This is a genomic window from Streptomyces sp. NPDC059454 (assembly GCF_042749965.1).
In the GTDB taxonomy this organism is placed as follows: Bacteria; Actinomycetota; Actinomycetes; order Streptomycetales; family Streptomycetaceae; genus Streptomyces.
Genome location: NZ_JBHYVC010000040.1, coordinates 31,479 through 52,044 on the forward strand (window position 1 = coordinate 31,479; position 20,566 = coordinate 52,044).

The following is a 20,566-nucleotide window of genomic DNA, read 5'->3' on the forward strand; positions in this document are numbered from 1 at the left end:
GGGGGCTTCCGGGCCGGGCCCGCCCTCGGCTCACCGCTCGGTCTTGCCGAGGGCGGGCGGCACGCCGCGCATGGCCCGGTACAGGTGTCCGAGCGGTCCTGCCCAGTGCAGCAGCGGCTGGAGCAGGAAGGCGGGCACCAGTGCGAGGGCGGACGGCCACGTGGGCGCCTCGGTCCGTGCGGCGGCCCCGCGATGGACGGCCAGCCACTGACGCGCCTTCGTCACGCACCACGTGGCGTGCAGCACCGTGTACGCGCACGCCGTCGAGGCCCACACCAGCAGCGCACCGCCCGAGCCGTCGACGACGAGGGCCGCGATCGCGGCCAGCACCACGGCGGGACCGCCGAACCACCATGCCGTGTCGAGGCCCTCCTTGACGAGCACGACGGTGTTGCGCGGCCGGAAGGCGCGCAACACCGGATCGGTCAGCAGCCGCCGGCACCCGGCGAGCGAGCCATGGGCCACGAGCGCGTACGCCTTCCCGAGCGCCTCGGGCCGGGGGTAACGGTCGACCAGGTTGAACACGGGCAGGACGTCCATGACGGCACCGGCGGTGGACAGCTTGTAGCCGACGAGCAGATCGTCGACCGGTTCCTCGTACATGCCGATGGACACCAGGGTGTCGTGGCGGACGAACAGCCCGGCGCCGACCCCGTACACCACCGGCTCCGCGAGGGCCGTGAGTCCCGCGGGCAGCTGCGCGGACCGGATGCGGCGCCGGGCCAGGATGCGGTACGCCTCCACGCCCGTCCGGCGGCGCAGATCGGCCAGGGCGTGGGCGCGCATCAGTACGTCCGTGCCGCCGCGTCGTGCCGCGTGCGGTCGGCGCAGCTGGAGCGGGAGCTGCTGGACCAGGTCGGGCGCGGGTCCGTCGCCCCGGGACACGGTGGCCGCCAGCTGCTCCAGGCTGCTCAGGTCCGGCTGCGAGTCGGCGTCGTACAACCCCACGTAGGTGTAGGCCGGGTCGGCGTCCGGGGGGAGCACGTTTGGCAGTTGTTCGACGGCGTGCACGAGCTGACTGCTCTTGGCGCCCTCGTCCGTGTAGTGCAAGTGGTGCAGGCCGACCCCGGGGTGGTCGGCCGCGATCACCGGCAGCAGGGCGGCGGCAACCTCACGCGTGGTGGGGACGGCGTCGATCTCGGCACGCAGGGTGCCGGCCGGGTCTCTGGAGGCGCGGGTGCGCCGCACGGTCTCCGCGGCTCGGCCGGACGGCACGATCCCGGCGAGCCGGGCGGCCGCGTCCTCGGCGCCGCCGCTGACCAGATCGTCCGCCAGAGCGGGCACCCGTGCCGCCACGGCGTCCCGCTCCCGCTCCTCCCGCTGCGTGGTCACCACGACGACATGCAGCAGACCCAGTGGGTACGACAGCCCGGCCGCCGCCCGCACCACCTCGGCCAGCAACTCCTGTTCGCGAAGGGCCGGCACCAGCAGGACGACGTGCGGCGCCGCGTCGGCGACAGGCACGGCGTGCCGCCGCCGGTCGAGGACGCGGGCGGCGAACGCCGCTCGCACGCTGAGCAGGCCCCCCCACGACAGGACGCCCCACAGCACGACGAGTGCGACCGTGCTCATGACGGCTCCGCCTGTCCGGACGGGCCGTTCGGACAGGCGGACAGGTGCCGGTGCCCTCCCTCGGAGCGGGCCGCCTCACGCAGCGCCCGCACCGGCGGATACAGACCGGCGGCCCAGGTCACCACCTCGACAGGCGTCAGGCTCTCCGGGTCACCGACCGGGATGCCCGTCAGCAGTGCGGACAGCCGGGCGCCCAGGCCGAGCGGCACCGAGAACACGGCCTCGCCGGGCCCGTCGACCGCGGTGAGCGTCACCCGCAGATCGCCTTCCCCGACGGCCGGCACCACACGGACGAGGTCCAGCTCCGCGGACCGGGCCAGCACGTCGCCGCCCGGCAGAGCGGGCACGTGAGGTGTGCCGGGCGAGGAATGCCGTCGCCCCACGGTCATCTCGATGATCGTGTCGAAGAACCGGTTGGGAAACCGGCGGTACTGGCCGCGCAGCAGATGCCGCCGCCGTGGCAGCGCCGGATCGGCGTGCCGGGCCACCCGGTCGACGCGCGGGGCGGTGTCGTCGTCCGGCACCCTCACCCGCAGCTCCAGCGAGGTGTCCAGGGAGAAGGAGTAGTCGTCGCCGTCGCGGTGCACGCTGCGCGCGTCCTTGCCGACCTTGACCACGATCGTGTCGCGGAAGACCTGCACCTCGTCGTTGTACCGGCGGTCCCCGTACTTGTACTCGACGGACCGCAGTGTCCCGTCGGCGTGGAAGTTGGCGAGGACCACGGGCCGGTCGGTGTCCCGGGGTTCGGGGCCGAAGACGGAAAAGTGGGCGGCGCCGACCAGCGACAGCTTCTGCTGGTTGCGGTCGAGGACCTCCAGCGCGTACCGCCGGGGATCGGTCACCCCGAACAGCTCGTTGGCGAAGGGGCTGTCCAGGTCGGGCGCATAGACGTACAGGCCCTGGTGCGCCCCGTCGCCGTCCCACGGGCGTGCGGTCAGTTCCTCGTCGAGGCCCGCCCGGTCCTGGAAGGTGTGGAAGGAGTACGTGTGCGGATAGCCGTCCGGGTCGCGGCGCTGTGGAGGATGGACCACGAGGTGTCTCAGGCAGACGCTGCTGCGCCGCAACTCCCGCAGCTCGCCCGGCGGACCGGGAGCCGCGGTGTCCCCGGCGGGACGCCGGGACCGCGACGGTGAGGGTGCGCGGACCGCGGCGGCGAGGGCGGTGCCGAAGCCGTCGACGTGGGCCCGGGTCAGGTGGGGCATGGCGTAGAAGTGGTAGAAGAGCCGCTCCTCGTCCGTGCCGTCCGGCGCAGTCCACGACAGCATGTTGCCCACCAGGCGGTAGCACTCGGTGAGTTCGGCGGGCAGGCGGCCGCCCTCGTGGGAGAAGCCGGCGACGACGACGGTGTTGCCGGGTGAGGGCAGCACCACCGCGTCGGGATCGGCGGCGCGTATCGCGTCGGCCAGTCGGTCGCGTACGGCCAGACAGTGGCGGAACACCTGCCGGTAGCCGTCCGCCGCCACCCCGAAGACCAGCGACCACAGGGCGGCGGCCATCGCGCCGGAGCGTGACCCGGTGATCGTCTCGTCGAGGAAGCCGGACATCGGGGCGGGCACCGCGCCATGGCCCATCAGGCCCTTGCGGCACAGGAAAACCCCGCAGCTGTAGGGCATGAGGCCGGACTTGTGCGGGTCGAGCACGATCGAGTGCACGTGCGCGTTGCGGAAGTCGAAGGGCGTTTCCGGGGCGGTGAAGGGCAGGATCATGCCGCCGTGCGCCGCGTCCACGTGGTGGAAGAGCCTCAGGTTGCCGCCGTCCGCGGCCCGTCGTGCGAGCACGTCGGCGATCTCGTCCACCGGGTCGACCAGGCCGGTGTTGTAGTAGCCGGCGGTGGACACCACGATCACCCCGGTGCGGTCGCCCGCCGAGCTCTGTGCCGCGAGATCGTCCAGCGCGGCCTCCACCGCCGCGGCCTCCAGCCGCCAGGACGGGCCCGCCGGGCAGAGCCGCAGCTCGAGGCCGAGTATTTCCGCGGCCTTCGCCACGGAGTGGTGGGTGAGCGTCGACGCGAGGACGACGACCCGTCCGGCGTCCGCGGCACGCAGCGCGTTGCGGCCGACGCGCAGCCCGGCGAGGGTGCCCTCGTTGGCGCCGCTGGTGACGTACCCGTCGGCGGCGTCGGCGCGCAGGAGCCCGGCGAGCGCGAGGACCGCCTCCCGCTCCAGGCGTCGGGTGCCGCGGACGCCGTCGCCGAAGCGGGTGTGCAGGCCGACGTTGTTGGGGTTGCGTGCGGCGAAGCGGCCGAAGGTCTCCAGGGCCAGGTCGTGCGGTGCTGTCATGGCGAAGCCGAGCCGCACCGGGTCGTCCGGGGTGTGCCAGCCGGGCACCTCCGCGAGGCGGGCGTCGAGCAGCGCGTCCAACTCCCGCTTGGGCAAGGGGTTCTGCGGGAAGGGGTCGGCCTCGGTCGAACCGTCGTCCAGGTCGGCCATGTCAGTCCCCCTCCCGGCGCAGCACGCAGCGAAGGACGGCGCGCGGCCCGACGTCCAGGTCACGGACGTAGGTGTGCACCTCGCCCCGGGCGGCCAGTCCGGCCGCGGTGAACGCCGCGAGCACCTCGTCGACGGGCAGCAGCACCATGGGGACGTTGTCGGGCAGCAGGTACTGGCCGTCCTCCATGCCCGCGCGCAGCATGGGATCCAGGGTCTCGCAGGTGAAGGTGTTCAGGGCCAGCAGCCCGCCGGGACGCAGCACCCGGGCCAGTTCGGTGACCGTCGCCGCCCACTGGGTCCGGTCCACCGCGTTGTGCAGGACGCCGTAGCACACCGCGAGGGCGAACGTCCCGTCCTCCGCGGGGATCTCGTGCGCGGGGCCCTGCCGGACCGAGACACGGCCGGACGGATACGCGGCCGTCCTGGCCCGGGTCGCCTCCACCATCTCCGCGTGCAGGTCGACGGCGAGGACGTCGAAGCCCCGTTCCAGCAGGGCAAGGGTGTTACGGCCGCCGCCGCAGCCGACGTCGAGGGCGGGGCCGTCGACGGCTGTGCTGTCGAGCAGGTCGGTCAGATAGGGCTGTACGTCGAGGGAGCGGAACTCCCTGACGGTGCCGGGAGAGTTCCAGTAGGCGGCGGCCCGATCGGCGGCCGTGGTCACGTCGGTCATGGGACGAGCCCCGTTTCCTCGTAGGTGCCGTTGTGCGGCCGGGCGTGTATGACGTCCATGTCCAGCTCGGCGAAGCGGTCGCCGCACCGGTCGGGGTCGTCGGTGAGGGCGAAGAAGGCCGGGCCGACGGAGGACAGGGCGAGCATGGTCGCCGCCTTGTCGTGCCACAGGGACTCCAGTCGCCCCGCCAGTTCGACGAGGCCGGGATGCGAGAAGGCGCAGTTCTCGATACTGCCCATCCGGAACCGGTAGTCGAACACGAGGGACCCGAGCGGGCCGAGGTCGCCGCGCAGCGCGGCCGGCATGGCCTCGTGCAGCATCCGGAACGCGATCGTGGGCGCCCACCGTTCACCGGTCGCGCGGAACCGGTCGAACTGCTCCATCTCGGCGGCCATCAGCTCGTCGGTGGGACGCTCCTCGAGAGACCGCGGCACGCCGATCACCAGCGACAGACGATCGGGCACCGGCACCGACAGCACCACCGTGCTGCGGCCCGCCACGACCTGTACGCCTCCCGGGTACAGACCAGAGGCCGCCGAGCCACCGATGCACTGCACCGGCGTCAGCAGACCGGGCCGGCTGCCGTGCTCCTCCCCGTGGTTGGCGGTGAGATACGGCAGCAGGCCGGCGCGGTCCACCGGACAGCCGTACAGGTGGTTGACCGCCGTGGCGACCGCCGCGATGAGGCTGCTGCTGGAGCCGAACCCGGCGTGCACGGGCAGCCGGTCGCTCTCGGCACCGATCGCCAGGTCGCACTCCACACCGAGGGCCGCGCACATGATCCGGGCGGCGTGCTCGACCAGTTCCGGCCGTCGTACCTCCGGGTCCAGGACGAGGCCGGTGCCCGGCGCGAGCCTCCGCACGTGGACGTGGTGGAACCGGGCGACGGAGAGGACGACCTCTCCGGCGTCGTAGATCAGGTTGTTGTCGGCCGCGATCGCCGCCGGTTGCAGCGCCATCGCGTTGAGCCGGGTGGGATAGCGCACGCGCACCTCGGCGGCGGGTGCCGGCACGGGACCGGACGGCGTGGCCAGGGGGTGGTGGACGGTGCCGGGGGCGAAGGGCTCGAAGCCGACGGGCGCGACGGGCTCTGTCGACGGTGGCGGGGAGGTCATCGAGCTCTTTGGGGTCGTGGAGGTCACCGCTGTGCCCTTCCGGCGGCCGGCTCCTCGGAGAGCAGCCGGTGCCTTTCGAGGGTGAGGTCCGCCAGGTGGTCGAGGGAGTCGGTGGTGTAGCCGCCGCTGCCCAGGGAGCCGTCCGGACGCACGTTCATGTTGGCCTTGGCCAGTTGCAGATGGGGCAGCCGGAAGCGCAGCACCTCCCGCATCAACGACCGCAGTTCGGCCAGGTTGCGCTGCACCTCGGGACCGTGGGGGCGGTGCCGGGCGGCCTCGTCCACGAGGCGGGGCAGCAACGGCCGGTGCCGCCGGGCCCGGTCGCTCGCCGCCCGGTAGGCGGCGGGGAGATAGAGGAGGTTCTCGGCCAGGTACTGCTCGTACCACTCCTCCCGGGGCTCGCCCGGCTCCGGCCTGATCAGCAGGATGTCCACGAGCAGCGGAGTCATCTGCGCCCCGCCCGGTGCGTACAGCACCTGCCCGCCGACGGTCATGGGCGGGAAGTACGGCCGCATCTCGAAGGAGAACGTCTCCGGAGTGATGGCCCGCTTCACCGACAGCAGCGACTGCGCGAAGACGGTGAACCCGCGGGTGGCCTCGGCCAGCAGCTCCACCAGCGCGGGATCGTCGACGGGAAGGGTGAGCGTCTCCAGGAGCGCGTCGACGGCGGGGCGCAGGGCGATGCCGGCCGTGCGGACCTCCCGAATGAACAGAGCCTCCTCGGGCAGTCCGGTGAAGGACCGCACGGCGTCTTGAGGGTTGCGCAGCGCGTAGGTGTAGACGCTGTCCCGGGGCACCTCCTCGGCGAGCGCGCCCAGCTTGAGCAGCGTCTCCTCCGCGTACGGAACGGTCCGGTAGTCGACCCCGTGGCGCTCCAGGGAGGCGAGGACGAAGCCGAGGTCACGCAGGGCCGCGTTGGCGGTCACGGCGTCGTGAACACGGTCAGGAACCCGGCCGGTCCACAGCCGGGCGAGTGCGTCGAGGCCGGAGACGTCCCCGGCTCGGTTGAGGGCCGGCAGCCGCGAGGCATCGCGGGCGGCGTCGAATGGATCACAACCGGACACGAGTAAGTCCAGGTCACGCATGGATGAAGCGAGCAGCACGGAAATTGCAGTCTCCAAAGTGAGGGCCGGGCGAGGGCAGCAGCGGCTGCGCCGGCTCAGACGTCGCCCCGGGGCCGGAGTCGGTCGTGCGGTGCCTACGGTCGTGTGTCGCCGGTCACCGGGCGGTGCCCGTTCGTCAGAGGACGCCGATCAGCTCGTCGAGCGTGCGTACGCGACGCGCGACGGGGCCGGGGGGCACAGCGGAGTCCGGGGCATCGGTCACCCAGACCGCGGCCAGGCCCGCCGCGTGTGCCGCGGCCAGCCCGGCGTAGGAGTCCTCGACCGCGAGGGCCTGGTGCGGGTCCGTGAGAGAGGCGCGCAGCGCCCCCAGATAGGTGTCGGGAGCGGGCTTGGTCCGCACTCCCGGGCCCGCACAGTGCACCGAGCGGAAGGCGGACCGGATACCGAGCCGTTCCAGGTGGCTCTCCACCCAGTCGTGGCAGTTCCCCGATGCCACGGCGAGGCGGTGGCCCCGTTCCCGGCAGTGGGCCAGGAAGGGACGGACCCCGGCACCGGCGTCGAGGAGGTCGGCCTCGGCACGGTTGAGCCGTTCGAACTCGTTCCACAATGCCTGTGTTCGGTGCCGGCCGACCGTGTCGAGCAGGTCCCGGCGCAGCATGTCCCGGTCGAGTGTGCGGTCGGGCCGCACACTGATTCCGCGGCGCAGTTCCACCGCCTTGTCCCGCAGCAGCCGATGCCAGACTGCGATGCTTGTTCGTTCCGTGTCGAGCAGTACCCCGTCGAAGTCCAGGACGATCAGCCGTCCTGTCCCACCGGAGCGTTCGATCACCGCTCCCACTGCGTTCCCCCGTCCCCGTGCACTCCGAAGCCGACGGCACGCACCGAGGTACGACCGCCCACTTCATTCTGTGGTCTGGACCTTTGCGCACTCTAAACGGCGTGGACCGGTACTTCAACCAGTCCCGTACGCACGGGAGTCGATCCAGGTCACAGCGTGACGGCCCGCGCACGCCCCGGACGTCGGGCCGAGGAAGCCGTACGTGACGCGTCGTCGCGGCGGGTTCGCGGCGGCGCGATCAGCATGTTCCGACGGGGCTGCGGGCACTGCCACATGCAACAGACGGCCGGCCGTCCCCGAGGGATGACCCGCCGTACGGAGACGTCCGCTCGTGGCGTCACGAGATGCGTCGTGACCGGCCACCGATCACCGGAACCGATCACCGTGGACGGGCCGACCAACCTGTTTCCGTATCCGTACCACTGGGTCGGCATCGACGGTCCGGGCGAACTCGAGCGGCGACTCGGTCGAGCCGGTACCTCGCCGTGACTCCGGTCGCGAGCACGGCTGTTCGTGACCGGACACTTCGGCTGCTCCTGCTTGCCTCGACTGTCGTTCCGTCGTTCCGCCGAGGTCAGCCCACCGCGTTCGCCCGCTCTGCCGCGCCCAGTTCCGAGAGGGGACGGGCTGCGTCCTCCTGGTTCCGCCCTCCCACTGCCTCGGCGAAGTCACGCGCATCCGCCTCGTGAACGGGCGTGGCCGCGTCCGCATTGGCCTGTCCCGCGGCGAACATCCCGGCCGCCTCCATGCGGATGCGTTCGCGAAACGCCCGCCGCTCGGCGGTCAGACCGCCGCCTTGCGGATGCCTCATGCTTCCGGCATACCGCGACCACCCTTACTTGTCAGCCTCGCGACATCACGCCGACAAGCTCGGTAACCAAGTGAAATGGCGTCTTGGTATTCGTCGCCCGACGCGATCGCGGAGCTGGAGCGGCCGGCGCGGGCCCTGCGCTGCGGATGGGACCTGACCCGGCTGTGTCGCGTACGTGGGCGTCGGCGAACCTCGGCCCTGTGACGTTCGGAGACTTCCGGAGGGCGTCGCACCACAGCGCCCCTCATTCAGTCGGAGCGGGATGGAGGATCGCGTCCCCGCCCGGGGGTGGCATCCTCGCCGAGGCCAAGCCGGGTCAGGTGTGGCGTGGGGGCGGGGGTTCCCATTCCAACAGGGCGAGTCCGGCGGCCATGCCTCCGCCGAAGCCGGCCAGGAGAACGAGGTCGCCCGGTGCCAGACGGCTCGCCGTGTGGTCAAGAGTCACGGGCACCGACGCCGCTCCGGTGTTGCCGTACTCGCGTACCGTCGTATGGGCTCGTTCCGGCGGGAAGCCGAGGTCGGCCGCGAGTTTCTCGAGCATGCGGCCGTTGGCCTGGTGCGGCACGAAGTGGACTCGGGGTGCGCGCTCGCCGGACGCCGGAGCACCGTGCTCGTGGAGGAAGTCGTCGATCATCGGTCCGACGTGGTCCTCGACGAAGGCACGGACGGCCCGGCCGTCCATCGTGAAGTAGTGCAGACCGTCCGCGAGGGACTCCGGCGTGGCCGGAATGCGGCTGCCGCCGGCTGGGACGCGGATCAGGTCACGGTGGTCGGGGAACGAGGCCAGGCGGGTGGCGATCACGCCCCTTCCGCGGACGGGGCCCAGGACGACGGCGCCCGCACCGTCACCGAACAGGACCGCGGTGCGGCGGTCGGCCGGGTCGAGGATGCGGGAGTAGATGTCGGCGCCGACGACCAGCGCGTGTCCTGCGGTGCCGTGCAGCATCCGCTCAACCGTGGTCAGGGCGAACACGAAGCCGCTGCACACGGCGTTCAGGTCGTAGGCGGGCGTGCCGGGCGGGGCGCCGAGTTCGGCGGCGACCGCGGCGGCGGTGGGGGGTTGCGGCGAGTCCGGGGTGGAGGTCGCCACGACGATCAGGGAGAGGTCACCGACGCCGATGCCGGCGTCGGTGAGTGCGGTGCGGGCGGCGGTCGCGGCGAGACCGGAGGTGACGTCGTCGGGCTTGGCCCAGCGGCGTGCCCGGATGCCGGTCCGCTCCACGATCCACTCCGGCGTCACCCCGGCCGGCGTTCCCACCTCCTCGTTGGTGACGACGTCGCCGGGCAGGCAGGAACCGGTGCCGAGCACTCCGATGGCTCCCGCGGTGAGGACAGCGGCTGAAGGACGTGTCATGTCGACTCGTTTCCGATCGGTCCGGAAGGGCGGGGACGGACTGTGCCGCGGCGCGTCGGACGTCCGGTGCCGGTCCCGGAGCCCGCGCCGCCCGTGTGCCGGAGAGCCGCTGCCGTCAGGCGGCCTCGTAGATGCGCTGGTGGTCGCGGAGGGCCGCCAGCCGGAACGGGCCGCGGGTCTGGTGCGGCAGTTCGTACCAGCTGCCGTCGGTGGGCAGACTCTGCCGGCGCAGCCCGCGGTAGGTCTCGTAGTCGATGGCCTGCCGGGCACCGACGGCCTCCCGGTGCGCGTCGGCACGCAGGTGCGATTGATAGCCGGGGCGCACCCGGGTGGCGAAGAACTCGGCGACGCTGCCGGAGCCGTAGCTGAACAGGCCCAGCGCCCGGCCCTCCAGGTCGGGGCAGTTCTCCAGGGCGGCGGTGAGGGCCAGGTACACGGAGGCGGTGTAGCTGTTGCCCACGGTCTCGTTGTAGCCGGTGGTGGGGGCCACGGCGGCGCGCAGGGTCTCCTCGTCCGTGCGGGCTCCGCACGTCTCCAGCAGCGCCCGGTGCGCCTTGAAGGCCAGCCTCGTGTAGGGCTGGTGGTAGCAGAAGGCCCGGAACTCCTCCAGCGGCAGACCGCCGCGGTCGCGGTAGTCGCGCCAGGCGCCCTCGACCGCGTCGAGGTAGGCCGTGACCGACTCCTTGCCGTTGACCAGTGCGGTGGCGCGGTAGTTGGGGCGCCAGAAGTCCATCACGTCCGCGGTGAACAGGCCTGAGGGGCCGGTGAGTTCGAGCAGGGCGGGGTCGGCCGAGACGAGCATGGCGGCGGCCGCCGCGCCCTGGGTGGCCTCGCCGGGGCTGTCGAGGTCGTAGCGGGAGATGTCACTGGCGATGACGAGGACCTGCTGATCGGGGTCCCGCTGGACCAGGCCGGCCGCGAACTGCAGTGCGGCGGTGGCGCCGTAGCAGGCCTGCTTGACCTCGACGACGCGGACGTGCGGCGGCAGGGCCAGCAGGGAGTGGACGTACACGCCTGCCGCCTTGGACTGGTCGATGGAACTCTCGGTGGCGAGGACGACGGTGCGGATGCGGTCGGGGCCGTGCCGTTGCACCAGCGGCAGCGCGGCGGCCGCGGCCATGGTGACGATGTCCTCGTCGGCGGTGGGAACGCTCATCGCGTGCTGGCCGAGTCCCTTGTGGTATTTGGCGACATCGGTGCCGTTGGAGCGGGCCAGTTCGGTGTGGTTCAGGACGAGGCTGGTGGTGCGGAAGGACAGGTCGTGAATGCCGATGGCGGTCTCAACGGACATGGGCGTCTCCCGTGGCGCGTTCGAATCGGTTGTGGACCTTCATCAGTTCGCCGGGGTTGGTCTGGGCGGCGAGGAGGGACAGTTCGCCGCACAGGACGGTGGCGGCGGCGAGTACGGCGAGCCGTCGCGCGTTCTCGCCGGCGGGCCGGTCCTCGCGGCAGCCGAGCCGGGTGAGGTGGGCGTCGACGAAGCCGAGGCCCTTGCCGTTGCCGACCGTGCCGAGGATCAGGTTGGGAAGGGTGCAGGAGAAGTAGAGGTCCCCGTCGCGGTCCTGGGCGTAGGTGACGCCCTGGGAGCCCTCCACGATGTTCGCCGCGTCCTGACCGGTGGCCAGGTAGAAGGCGAGGAGCATGTTGGCGTAGTGGGCGTTGGCCGAGCGGATGCCGCCGGCCAGCAAGGTGCCGACGAGGTTCTTGTTGATGTTGAGGGCGGTGATCCGGTCGGCGGTGGTGTGCAGGCGTGCCTGCACGATGTGCCGGGGCACGAGGATCTCGGCGACGACGTTCTTTCCGCGGCCGAGGATGCCGTTGACGGCGGTGGCCTTCTTGTCGGTGCAGTAGTTCGCGGAGATGGAGCCGTAGCGGATGCCCGGGACGGTGGCGAGGAGATGCGCCAGCAGGGCGTCGGAGGCGAGAGTGGCCATGTTGTGGCCGGAAGCGTCGCCCGTGGCGAACTCGAAGCGGATGAACAGCAGCGGCCCGGTGATCTCATGGCGGACATCGAGGAGCCGGGCGAAGCGGCTGCTTGCGCGGGTGATCTCCCGCAGCCGCGGAAGGTCGTCCTGGACGGCGCGGGCGGCGGTGTACGCGGCGGCCGCGTCGTCGGCCTCCACCAGGACCGACCGCGTCATCCGCTCGTCGACGAGAGTGGTGCGGATGCCTCCCTCGACCAGCCGGGAGATCTTCGCGCCGCGGCCGACGGACGGCCACAGCGGCGATTCGTAGGTGGCCAGGGGCACCTCGGTCTCGGTGGCGGTGACGTTGCCGGAGATGCGCAGGGGGCCGACCCAGCGCAGGGGGACGCCCGCCGCCGTGAGGTCGGTGGACGGTTCTGCCGTGAGGGTCATGAGGTGACTCCTTTCTCCGCGGTCGTCAGGCCGCGGTCGAGGCTGAAGGTGCGCAGCGATCCGGTCAGCAGCACGTCGCAGTCGGCGAGGGCGTCCGGGCTGTGCGCGCCGAGCAGGGTCATGAGGGCGGTGAGGTGGTCCAGCCAGGTGGTGATGTGCCGCACGAGGGCGTCCACACCACCGTCGAGGAGCGTGGTGAGGAAGGGGCCGGAGGCACCGACCGCGCGTGCGCCCAGAGCGAGTGCCCGGGCGACGTCCAGGGGGTTGCGTACGCCTCCTGAGGCGAGCAGTGGCAGGCCACAGTCACGGGCGTCGAGGAGCGCGGCCGGGGTGCTCAGGCCCCAGCCCTCCAGATAGGCGTAGTCGGGCCGGTCCCGGCGGCCGTTCTCGATGCGGGCGAAGTCGGTTCCGCCACTGCCGGCCACGTCGGCGGCACGCACTCCGAGGGAAGCCAGTTCGCGCACGGTGCGCCCGCTCAGCCCGAAGCCGACCTCCTTGACGACGACGGGCACGTCGACGGCGGCAGCGATGCGTTCGATACCGGTGGCCCAGTGCGCGAAGGACCGGTCGCCCTCGGGCATGACGGTCTCCTGCACCGTGTTGATGTGTATCTGCAAGGCGTCGGCGTCCAGCAGGCCGACGGCCCGGCGGGCCTGCTCGGGGGTGGCTTCGGCGTTGAGGTTGGCCAGGACGAAGCCGTCGGGGTGTTCGCGGCGCACGGGGGTGAAGGTGGACGCCGTGCCGGGGTCCTTGAGGTAGGGGCTCATGGAGCCGGTGGCGATGGGCAGTCCGGTCTCGCGGGCGGCGACGGCCAGATCGCGGTTGATCTCACCGGTGCGCGGACTGCCGCCGGTCATGGCGTTGATGTACAGCGGTACCGGCCAGTCGACTCCGGCGAAGTGGGTCGCCAGTGAGACCTTCTCGCGGTCGGTGCCGGCGAGAGCGTGGTGGACGAAGCGCACCTCGTCGAACTGGTTCGGCCGCGGTGGCCCGGCGGGTGGCGGCTCGCCCTCGCCGGTGTGCTGGGCGTGGGCGAGCCGTACGTGGTCATCCTTGCGGTGGTGTGCGGTCATCGGGTGTGTCCTCGCGGGAAGGGGGGACGTCTGGGACGGTGCGGGCTTCGCGACCGGCGTCGTCGGCGACGCCTGCGGTCACCCGCAGCGGCAGGGGGGTGATGCCGGCCGCCGTCCAGCGCCGTCGCAGCAGTTCGGCGGAGCGGTCGGCGGGAAGCAGGGCGATGCCGCAGTCGCCGCCGCCCGCGCCGGAGGGCTTGGCGGCGGCGCCGCAGGATTCGGCCACCTCGCAGAGGCGGTGCAGGGGTGCGGTGACGATGCCGAGGGAGGTCTCCGCGTCGAGCCGGGTCAGCAAACTCCGGGCGGTGCGCACGGCGTCGAGGAGCGCTTCCGTCTCTTCGCCTCGCAGAGCCCGCTCGGCGGCCGAGACACACTGCTCGCTGTCGTCGAGGAAGCGGGTACGGGGAGCGCCGTGCCAACCCGGCCGGGTGGCGAGGTCGGCGACGAGGGCGGTGGTGGACGCCGGGCTGCCGCTCCAGCCCACGTGCAGGGCGAGTCCGGTGGGAGGCGGCAGCGGCCGGGCAACGACGTGCGCCCAGGGCCGCTCCAGGGTGTGGGTGACGCCGTGCCGGTGCAGGTCGTTCAGCAGGGCCTGCCGGTCGGGTGACCGGTAGGCCACCCACCCCTGCCAGGTCGAGGCCGCCAGATCGGCGCCGGAAGGTCCCGCGTCGACCCGGACGCCGGCCAGCAGCGCGAGCCGGAAGCGGTCGTCGGTGGACAGCCGCATGCCGTAGTGGTCCGCCAGGGCCCGGATGGACGCGACGGTGACCGCCGCGCTGGATCCCAGGCCGGTCTTGACGCCTGCGCGGTGCAGGTCGCTGCGCACCGAGAGCCGCACCGGCGCGAGGCCGAGCCCTCGTTCGGTCCGCAGTTGCCCGATCGTCTCCACGGCCGACACGATGTGGACCAGCACACCGCGCACGGGGGCCGGATCCTGTCCCGGGAGCGCCTCGAGCCCTTGTGGGCCGCGGCGGAGCCGCACCTCGTGCCCGAGCAGGTCCGAGCCGATCACGACGTCCGCTTCCTCGGCGGCCGTCGAGGCGGTGACGGTGACGTACCGGTCCACCGCGGCGACGATGGCGGGCCGTCCTGGTTCTAGGACCGCGTACTCCCCTGCCACCATGAGCTTTCCGGGTGCGCGGCGAGTGGTCAGGGCCGCCATCAGGCCGTCACCTGCCGGAGCCGGGCACCGGGGCCGCGGTGCGCCACGACCACCCGGGCGTCGGTGACCTCGCGCATCCGGTCGGCGATCCGTTGCGCGTCGGCGGGAGCGCACAGGACTTTGACGTTGGGCCCGGCGTCCATCGTCGCCCAGGCGCCGACGCCTTCCGCGCGCAGGCGGCGGACGTGGCCCAGCACCGCGTCCGTGGCGGTGGTGCGGTAGCGGACGGCGGGTCGCGCGGCCTCCATGGCGGCGTGCATGGCGAGGGCGTTGCGCTCGGTGATCGTGCCGGCGGCTGTCATGTCGCCGTCGCGCAGCGCCGTGTACATGCGGGCGAGGTCGGCGCGGCTGTCCGTCACCCAGTCCCGGTACAGCGGCGAGGTGGCGACCGTGCGCCGCATGGCCTCCCTGCTCGACACGGGTTTCGGGCCCTCCTCCAGGACCACGGCGACCAGTGCGGCGTCCAGGCGGGCGTCCGCGACCGGTTCCGCGTAGGAGGCACGGTCGGGATAGGGTGCGTCGGGATCGCCGGCGTGCCAGACGACGAAGCCGCCGAAGACGGATCGCGCGGCCGATCCGGATCCGCGGCGCGCCAGCCGGGACAGTTGCTCGGCGTCGCCGGGCAGGCCGTAGACGTGGGCGGCTGCCAAGGCCAGCGCGGCGAATCCGCCGGCGGAGGAGGCGAGTCCGGCTCCCACCGGCACCGTGTTGCGGGTGTCGACGACGGCCCGTTCCCGGCGCCCGGCATGCTCGCGCACCAGGTCCAGGAAGGTGGTGGCGCGGCGCAGTACCTCGCCTTCGGCGGGCGCGCCGTCCATGACGACGTGATCCGTCGCCGCGTCCGGGGCGAGCCGGACCGCGGTCGTCGTGGGGAACACGTCCAGCGTCATCGACAGACTGTCCGTGAAGGGCAGGACCAGGCGTTCGTCACGTTTGCCCCAGTACTTGATCAGGGCGATGTTGGGATGCGCCACGGCCACCGCTGTCTCACGGGCTGTCATGTCCGTCTCCCTTCCCGACGGCGGTGGTCCACGTACGGGCGCCCGTACGGTCGGCGAGTGCGGTGGACACCGACCCGGCGTGCTCGACGGTCGTGGTCAGGGCCACGATGCAGCCGCCGAGTCCGCCGCCGCTCATCTTGGCTCCGAGCGCGCCCGCGTCGAGGGCGGCACGGACCAGCGCGTCGGTACGGCCGGTGGTCAGACCGAGGTCGGCGAGGAGCCGGTGGCAGTCGGTGAGGCGCCGGCCCAGCTCGGGGAGGTGACCGGCCGCCAGGTCGTCGAGCGCGGCTCGGGTGAACCCGGTCGACCGGTGGACGAACCGCGTGCGGTGGTCCGGGTTTCGCGCGAAGGCGTCCCGCAGCATCCTGACGGCTTTCCCGGTGCCTCCGCCACTGCCGCTGTCAGCCACGACAACGTGGAATCCGGCGCCGACCGACGGGGTACGGGGCCGCCCGTCCTCGAGGAGTACGGGCCGCTCGCGGCCGGTGGCCAGCGCGTCGATGCCGCTGGCCAGGCCGTGCGCCGACCGCTCGGACACCTGCACGAGGTCGAAGGTCTCCTGTTCGTCCAGGCCGGTCCCGAAGAGGGCGTCGAGCGCACGCACCAGCGCGCGGGCGTTCGCGGCGCTGGATCCCAGGCCGCGGGACGGCGGGACGCGGCTGTCGAGGCGTATCTCCAGCGCAGGGGGTGCGGCCAGGCCCGCCCGTTCGACGAAGGCGTCGAGGAGCAGCCGGAGTTCCTCGGGTACGTCCCCTTCCGCCTCCTCCGGGGTGCCGTGCGGGCCGGGTGCGACGAGACGCAGGCGGGAGACACCGGTGCCGGGTCCTGGCGTGCGGCGCACGGTGGCCCGGCAGGTCAGCGCCGGCAGCGGGAGTGCCAGTGCCGGGGCGCCGTAGACCACCGCGTGCTCGCCGAGCAGGATGGCCTTGCCGTGCGCCTCGCCCGTCGCGGCCCGCTGGACGTCGGTCGTGGACGTGCGGTGCGTGGACATGATCCGCGTTCCTTTCTTCCGGCAGGCGACTGGTCGGGGCGGCGGTCCCCCACACGGGGTGGTCGGCCGGTGTCGTCGCTTCGGCCGCCCACGGACGAGGCCTGCGACGCGCTTCTCCCGCTCGCCCCGTGGTCGATGGGGCGGGCCCTAAGGGCGGCCGGCGGCGACCGCGCCCGTCGTGACGACCTCGCTCACCCGCTCGGCAGCGCGTTCGCCCGTGACGAGGCTGGAGTTGGTCGCGCTGAAGGCGAGGTAGTCCCCGGCGAGCTGAATGCGCGAGCGGGAGTCGAGGCCGCGGTTGAAGTCGCGCAGCCGTGCGTAGTCACCGGGTTTGCGCAGGATGACCGCGTTCTTCCACCGCTGCACGTACGCCATGTCCTGGTGCTCCTCGATGTGCCGGGCCATCTCCGGCCACGCCTGCCGGTGCACCTCGTGGGTGCGCGCCTCGATCTCCTCGTCGTCGGCCTCCCAGTGCCGCATCGCCCACGGATAGCGGTAGTAGCTGGTCAGCAGCGCGTGGCCCTGCGGGGCGCGGCCGGGGGCGAAGTTGTGGTTGAAGGTGATGACCCCCAGGTCGGGGTGCTCGCGTTGCGGGAAGAGCACGCAGGTGGCCGTCTCGTCCGGGACGCGGTCGACGCCGAAGTAGACGTGGATGTCCGGTACGTACGGCACGCTCGCCAGGTAGTCCCGTGTCGTCGGGGCCAGGCCCGGGCACAGCCGGGCGGCGACCGGCCCCGGCAGGGCGACCACCGCGGCGGCGGCTTCCTCGGTGTGCTCGGGTTCGCCCTCCCGCTGCCAGTGCACCCGGACGCCGTCCGAGGTCTCCTCCACCTGGGTGACCTCGGCGCGGGTTTCCACGTCCAGCCGGGAGGCGAGTGTCGTGGTGAGGGTGTCCACCCGGTCGTGGAAGTTGAACCAGGTGGAGTTCACGGCCGGCATCGAGAACAGGAAGTTGACCACCGACAGGTCGGGGGGCGAGTTGAAGAACATGGCGCTCATCGGGTCCACGACCCAGTCGCGGAACCGGGTGTCGAGCCGGCGTTCCGCGTAGGCGGCGGCCGTCTCGGTGTCGAGGGCGGCCGCCTCGCCCATGTCGCTGTCCCAGCGCAGCCGGCTCGCGTACTTGTTGAGGTCCGACTGCAGCCGCACCATGGCGGGCAGCGAGGTCCAGGGGAGCAGGCCCGAGCGCTTGAGGTCGGTGGGCCGGTTCGCCCGCAGCCGGTGGACGCGGCCCTCGCGGCGGATCCCGACGAGGTTGTTGGTACGCAGGGTGGTGTCCTCGATGCCGAGGTCGCGGACGAGGTCGCGCATCTGCGTGTAGTTCTCGATCAGCAGGATCGCGGCCAGGTCCATGTGGTACCCACGGCGTTCCACTGTGCGCATCCGGCCGCCGGCACGGTCCTCGGCCTCCAGGACGCGCACCGGGTGCCCGGCCTGCTGAAGGCGGAAGGCCGCGGTCATACCGGCGATGCCGGCCCCCACGACGATGATCGGTTCCTTGGTGCCCGTGGCGTTCACTGTGTTCCTTTCGTCCGAGCGGAGACGGGTACGCGCAGGTGGGATCGGGCCGGCGGAGGCGCTGCCTCCAGCCGCTCCCACATCTGGTGGGACGCCCGCACCGCCGAGCAGATGCTGTGATGCGTGCTGGACTGGGTGAAGAAGTCACCGCCGGCCAGCCGGACCCGGGAGGTGGCCGGCCATGCCGAGCTGAGCCGTGCGATCTCCCGGTAGTCGCCCGGCCGGCGGAAGACCACGCAGTGGCCGGGACGCATGACATGCGTCATGACGGTGTGGTTCTCGGTCTCGGGCGTCAGTCCCACGGTCCGCAGAGCCGACTGCGCGTGATCGACGAGCTGCTCCTCGGGCCGGTCGCGGTGGCGGTCCGACCAGGAGCCCCGGAAGTGCGCCATCACCAGCCCCCGCCCCTCCGGCACCCGGCCGGGAGCGGTGTTGTGCGGCAGGATCACGCCCACCAGCGCGGGGTGCTCGGACCGCGGGACGTTGACCATCACGGCCTGTTCGGCGGTGGGCCGGTCCAGGCCGAAGGCCACGTGGACGCTGCCGGTGTACTCGACGCGCCGGAAGAACTCGCTGAACGGCCGCTGCATCTGGCCGTAGAGATCCGGTGCCCGGGAGGCGGGCACGGCCAGCACGCAGCCGTCGGCCCGCTCGGTGTGCTCTCCCGTGCCGTCCTGTGCCTGCCAGGTGACCGCGACCCCGCCGGCGCTCTCCTCGACCTGGCGCACCGTGGCGTGGTAGGTGACGGGCAGTCGGGCGGCGAGGAGCCGCGGCAGCACCCCGACCCCGTCACGGAAGGTGAACAGGCCGCCGCCGCCCAGCAGGGAGTTGAGCAGCATGAACGGTGCGACGGACGAGGTGCGCTCGACGTCCTGGAGTGAGGCGAGCATGCACAGGGGGTCCAGCAGGTGGTCGACGGTGCCCGGCCTCAGCCCGCGGCGGACCGCGTAGCCGGCGACGGACTCGCCGTCGTGGCGGGCCGCCGCGGACATGTCGTACCAGTCCAGCGAGCGCCGGATGCGCAGGTGGTCCAGCATCAGCTTGGGCAGGTCGGACGGGAACGGCGCGAACCGCAGCAGCCCGGCCGCCATACGCGGCAGGGAGCCGACCCGTACGTGGTGCACCCGGCGCTCGCGCATGAGTCCGATGACGTCGGAGGAGGGCAGCAGCCGGTCGCCGACGCCGGCCAGCTCCGCGAGCCGCAGCATCGCGTGGTAGCGCCGCGACAGCAGGGAGGCACCGGTGTCGACGAAGAACCCGCCGCGCCGCACCGAACCCATCCGGCCGCCGACGTACTCGGGTCCGGAGCTTTCGAGCACGGTGACCCGGCAGCCGCGCCGCTGCAGGAGGAAGGCGCTGGTGAGCCCGGCGATGCCCGCGCCGACCACGACGACGTGGGGGCGTCCGGGGCGCTGGGGCCCGGCCTTGGGGGACGCCGCGGGGGACGGACTGTCCGGTGCGGGCCGGCCGCCGGTCACGCGGGGACCTCCGAACGGGGCTCGTCCCGGTCGTAGCGGCTGTGCCGCAGGTACCACTCGACGTGGTTCTGGAAGCTGAGCAGTCCGTCGGCCCAGGTCTCCAGCGCCGCCTTCTCGCCGGCGGTGTAGGGACCGCCTGTTCCGGTGGGGCCGCCGGCCTGCTTCAGCGCCTGCTTCAGCGACCTCACCCGCTGCTCGATGCGGTCCAGGGTCTCGGTGGCGGCGTCCTGCAGCGACATGTTCTCCAGGCGGTGCAGCAGGACCACGAGGTTGTAGGCGTCCGGCCGGTCCAGTTCCTTCGACACCGAGCACAGGTCGTTGATCCAGGAGGCGATGTCGGCCGCGCAGCCGATCATCTCGGTGTACTCGGGGGTGCCGTAGAAGCGCGCCGGCAGCCGTACCGACTCGGCCTGCTCCACGAAGTCCAGCAAGGGCAGTACCGGTCCGGTGTCACGGCGCAGGGCGATGTAGGAGTCGACGCCGGGCAGGACACCGCGTGCCCGGTAGTCGGACTCCACGACGAGGGAGGTGAAGTAGTCGTCCAGGTGCGCGAGGAGTTCGCCGAACTGCACCGGCGCCATGTGCTGCGCGGTCCGCTCCAGCAGGTCCGCCAGCGCGCGCTGGAGGGCGTCCTCGGGGACGGGCAGCGGCTCGCGGTGCCTGGCGGCGTCCACCAGGCGCCTGAGCGGGGCCGCCGCCCGGTCGGCGGCGGCGGCGCCGGCGCCGGCGGCTCCGTCCTCGAAGTGGTCGTCGAGGTTGAAGTACCACATCGTCCACTGGGTGATCAGTACGCGGATGCCGGTGTCCGCCCGCGGATAGCCGTGGCTGACCAGCTCACCCGCGCACAGGCGGCGCAGCGGATGCCGGGGGTCGCCGGAGTCGATCAGCCCCAGGCGCCTGGCCCATTCCGCGCCGCCGGTCTCGACGGCGGCGATGTCGCCGGGTTCACGGGCGGGTGCGGCAGGAAAGGGCCAGCGGGGCAGGACGGTGTCGAGGACCGGATCGGAGACCGGGCTGTGCACGATGTCTCTCCTTTCCCGGCCGTCGGCCGGGCGGGGCGCCGGCCCGCGAAGGGCGCGGCAAGGGACTGGGAGAACGGTCGGGGTGTCGGCCCGACCGGGGTGGACGACCGG

17 protein-coding genes are annotated in these 20,566 nt (G+C 72.5%); all 17 read right to left on the bottom strand.

Translation table 11 applies throughout. The features are described from left to right. Positions 1–30 precede the first annotated feature (30 nt). The 17 genes from ACFXAE_RS24480 to ACFXAE_RS24560 all read right to left on the bottom strand — a co-directional run bounded on the left by ACFXAE_RS24480 (position 31) and on the right by ACFXAE_RS24560 (position 20,455). Positions 31–1,572 carry a hypothetical protein gene (locus tag ACFXAE_RS24480; RefSeq protein WP_384718437.1) on the bottom strand — a complete coding sequence of 514 codons (1,542 nt, stop codon included), beginning with the start codon at positions 1,570–1,572 and terminating at the stop codon, positions 31–33. Next, positions 1,569–4,001, bottom strand: a complete 2,433-nt coding sequence (locus ACFXAE_RS24485) for a pyridoxal phosphate-dependent decarboxylase family protein (protein ID WP_384718439.1) — start codon at positions 3,999–4,001, stop codon at positions 1,569–1,571. The genes ACFXAE_RS24480 and ACFXAE_RS24485 overlap by 4 nt, the downstream gene beginning before the upstream one ends. 1 nt (position 4,002) lies before the next feature. Continuing rightward, entirely contained in the window at positions 4,003–4,671 is a 669-nt protein-coding gene (locus ACFXAE_RS24490) for a class I SAM-dependent methyltransferase (RefSeq protein WP_384718441.1), read from the bottom strand. Next, a complete protein-coding gene (locus ACFXAE_RS24495) occupies positions 4,668–5,786 on the bottom strand; it encodes a hypothetical protein (RefSeq protein ID WP_384718443.1) in 1,119 nt (372 codons plus the stop codon). The genes ACFXAE_RS24490 and ACFXAE_RS24495 overlap by 4 nt, the downstream gene beginning before the upstream one ends. 23 nt (positions 5,787–5,809) lie before the next feature. Beyond that, positions 5,810–6,871, bottom strand: coding sequence for a monodechloroaminopyrrolnitrin synthase PrnB family protein (locus ACFXAE_RS24500; RefSeq protein ID WP_384718445.1), 1,062 nt, complete (start codon positions 6,869–6,871; stop codon positions 5,810–5,812). A gap of 154 nt (positions 6,872–7,025) precedes the next feature. Further along, on the bottom strand, positions 7,026–7,679 hold the full coding sequence (locus tag ACFXAE_RS24505; protein ID WP_384718447.1) for an HAD family hydrolase: 654 nt from the start codon (positions 7,677–7,679) through the stop codon (positions 7,026–7,028). Between the two features lie 583 nt (positions 7,680–8,262). Next, positions 8,263–8,499, bottom strand: coding sequence for a transposase (locus ACFXAE_RS24510; RefSeq protein WP_384718449.1), 237 nt, complete (start codon positions 8,497–8,499; stop codon positions 8,263–8,265). A gap of 316 nt (positions 8,500–8,815) precedes the next feature. Next, the gene (locus ACFXAE_RS24515) at positions 8,816–9,853 is read right to left on the bottom strand and encodes a 3-oxoacyl-ACP synthase III family protein (protein ID WP_384718451.1); all 1,038 of its coding nucleotides are present in this window, start codon (positions 9,851–9,853) and stop codon (positions 8,816–8,818) included. Between the two features lie 115 nt (positions 9,854–9,968). Next, positions 9,969–11,144 (bottom strand): hydroxymethylglutaryl-CoA synthase, encoded by a 1,176-nt coding sequence (locus ACFXAE_RS24520; RefSeq protein WP_384718453.1) that lies wholly within the window; start codon positions 11,142–11,144, stop codon positions 9,969–9,971. Beyond that, positions 11,134–12,210 (bottom strand): hydroxymethylglutaryl-CoA reductase, encoded by a 1,077-nt coding sequence (locus tag ACFXAE_RS24525; RefSeq protein WP_384718455.1) that lies wholly within the window; start codon positions 12,208–12,210, stop codon positions 11,134–11,136. The genes ACFXAE_RS24520 and ACFXAE_RS24525 overlap by 11 nt, the downstream gene beginning before the upstream one ends. Then, positions 12,207–13,283 (bottom strand): type 2 isopentenyl-diphosphate Delta-isomerase, encoded by a 1,077-nt coding sequence (gene fni, locus ACFXAE_RS24530; protein WP_384718457.1) that lies wholly within the window; start codon positions 13,281–13,283, stop codon positions 12,207–12,209. The genes ACFXAE_RS24525 and fni overlap by 4 nt, the downstream gene beginning before the upstream one ends. Next, positions 13,258–14,445 carry a phosphomevalonate kinase gene (locus ACFXAE_RS24535; protein ID WP_384718459.1) on the bottom strand — a complete coding sequence of 396 codons (1,188 nt, stop codon included), beginning with the start codon at positions 14,443–14,445 and terminating at the stop codon, positions 13,258–13,260. The genes fni and ACFXAE_RS24535 overlap by 26 nt, the downstream gene beginning before the upstream one ends. After that, positions 14,445–15,446, bottom strand: coding sequence for a diphosphomevalonate decarboxylase (gene mvaD / locus ACFXAE_RS24540; protein ID WP_384718461.1), 1,002 nt, complete (start codon positions 15,444–15,446; stop codon positions 14,445–14,447). The genes ACFXAE_RS24535 and mvaD overlap by 1 nt, the downstream gene beginning before the upstream one ends. Next, positions 15,433–16,437, bottom strand: coding sequence for a mevalonate kinase (gene mvk / locus ACFXAE_RS24545; RefSeq protein ID WP_384718463.1), 1,005 nt, complete (start codon positions 16,435–16,437; stop codon positions 15,433–15,435). The genes mvaD and mvk overlap by 14 nt, the downstream gene beginning before the upstream one ends. Positions 16,438–16,584: 147 nt before the next feature. Further along, entirely contained in the window at positions 16,585–17,955 is a 1,371-nt protein-coding gene (locus tag ACFXAE_RS24550; protein WP_384718465.1) for a protoporphyrinogen/coproporphyrinogen oxidase, read from the bottom strand. Further along, the gene (locus ACFXAE_RS24555; protein WP_384718467.1) at positions 17,952–19,433 is read right to left on the bottom strand and encodes a protoporphyrinogen/coproporphyrinogen oxidase; all 1,482 of its coding nucleotides are present in this window, start codon (positions 19,431–19,433) and stop codon (positions 17,952–17,954) included. Before ACFXAE_RS24555 ends, ACFXAE_RS24550 begins: the two co-directional genes overlap by 4 nt. Further along, positions 19,430–20,455, bottom strand: a complete 1,026-nt coding sequence (locus ACFXAE_RS24560; protein WP_384718469.1) for a terpene synthase family protein — start codon at positions 20,453–20,455, stop codon at positions 19,430–19,432. Before ACFXAE_RS24560 ends, ACFXAE_RS24555 begins: the two co-directional genes overlap by 4 nt. Positions 20,456–20,566: the final 111 nt, after the last annotated feature.

What these genes read in the sequence shown, in the direction of transcription:
- ACFXAE_RS24480 (WP_384718437.1), bottom strand. Translation starts at nt 1,572, where the DNA reads ATGAGCACGGTCGCACTCGTCGTGCTGTGGGGCGTCCTGTCGTGGGGG.
- ACFXAE_RS24485 (WP_384718439.1), bottom strand. Translation starts at nt 4,001, where the DNA reads ATGGCCGACCTGGACGACGGTTCGACCGAGGCCGACCCCTTCCCGCAG.
- ACFXAE_RS24490 (WP_384718441.1), bottom strand. Translation starts at nt 4,671, where the DNA reads ATGACCGACGTGACCACGGCCGCCGATCGGGCCGCCGCCTACTGGAAC.
- ACFXAE_RS24495 (WP_384718443.1), bottom strand. Translation starts at nt 5,786, where the DNA reads ATGACCTCCCCGCCACCGTCGACAGAGCCCGTCGCGCCCGTCGGCTTC.
- ACFXAE_RS24500 (WP_384718445.1), bottom strand. Translation starts at nt 6,871, where the DNA reads ATGCGTGACCTGGACTTACTCGTGTCCGGTTGTGATCCATTCGACGCC.
- ACFXAE_RS24510 (WP_384718449.1), bottom strand. Translation starts at nt 8,499, where the DNA reads ATGAGGCATCCGCAAGGCGGCGGTCTGACCGCCGAGCGGCGGGCGTTT.
- ACFXAE_RS24515 (WP_384718451.1), bottom strand. Translation starts at nt 9,853, where the DNA reads ATGACACGTCCTTCAGCCGCTGTCCTCACCGCGGGAGCCATCGGAGTG.
- ACFXAE_RS24520 (WP_384718453.1), bottom strand. Translation starts at nt 11,144, where the DNA reads ATGTCCGTTGAGACCGCCATCGGCATTCACGACCTGTCCTTCCGCACC.
- ACFXAE_RS24525 (WP_384718455.1), bottom strand. Translation starts at nt 12,210, where the DNA reads ATGACCCTCACGGCAGAACCGTCCACCGACCTCACGGCGGCGGGCGTC.
- fni (WP_384718457.1), bottom strand. Translation starts at nt 13,283, where the DNA reads ATGACCGCACACCACCGCAAGGATGACCACGTACGGCTCGCCCACGCC.
- ACFXAE_RS24535 (WP_384718459.1), bottom strand. Translation starts at nt 14,445, where the DNA reads ATGGCGGCCCTGACCACTCGCCGCGCACCCGGAAAGCTCATGGTGGCA.
- mvaD (WP_384718461.1), bottom strand. Translation starts at nt 15,446, where the DNA reads ATGACAGCCCGTGAGACAGCGGTGGCCGTGGCGCATCCCAACATCGCC.
- mvk (WP_384718463.1), bottom strand. Translation starts at nt 16,437, where the DNA reads ATGTCCACGCACCGCACGTCCACGACCGACGTCCAGCGGGCCGCGACG.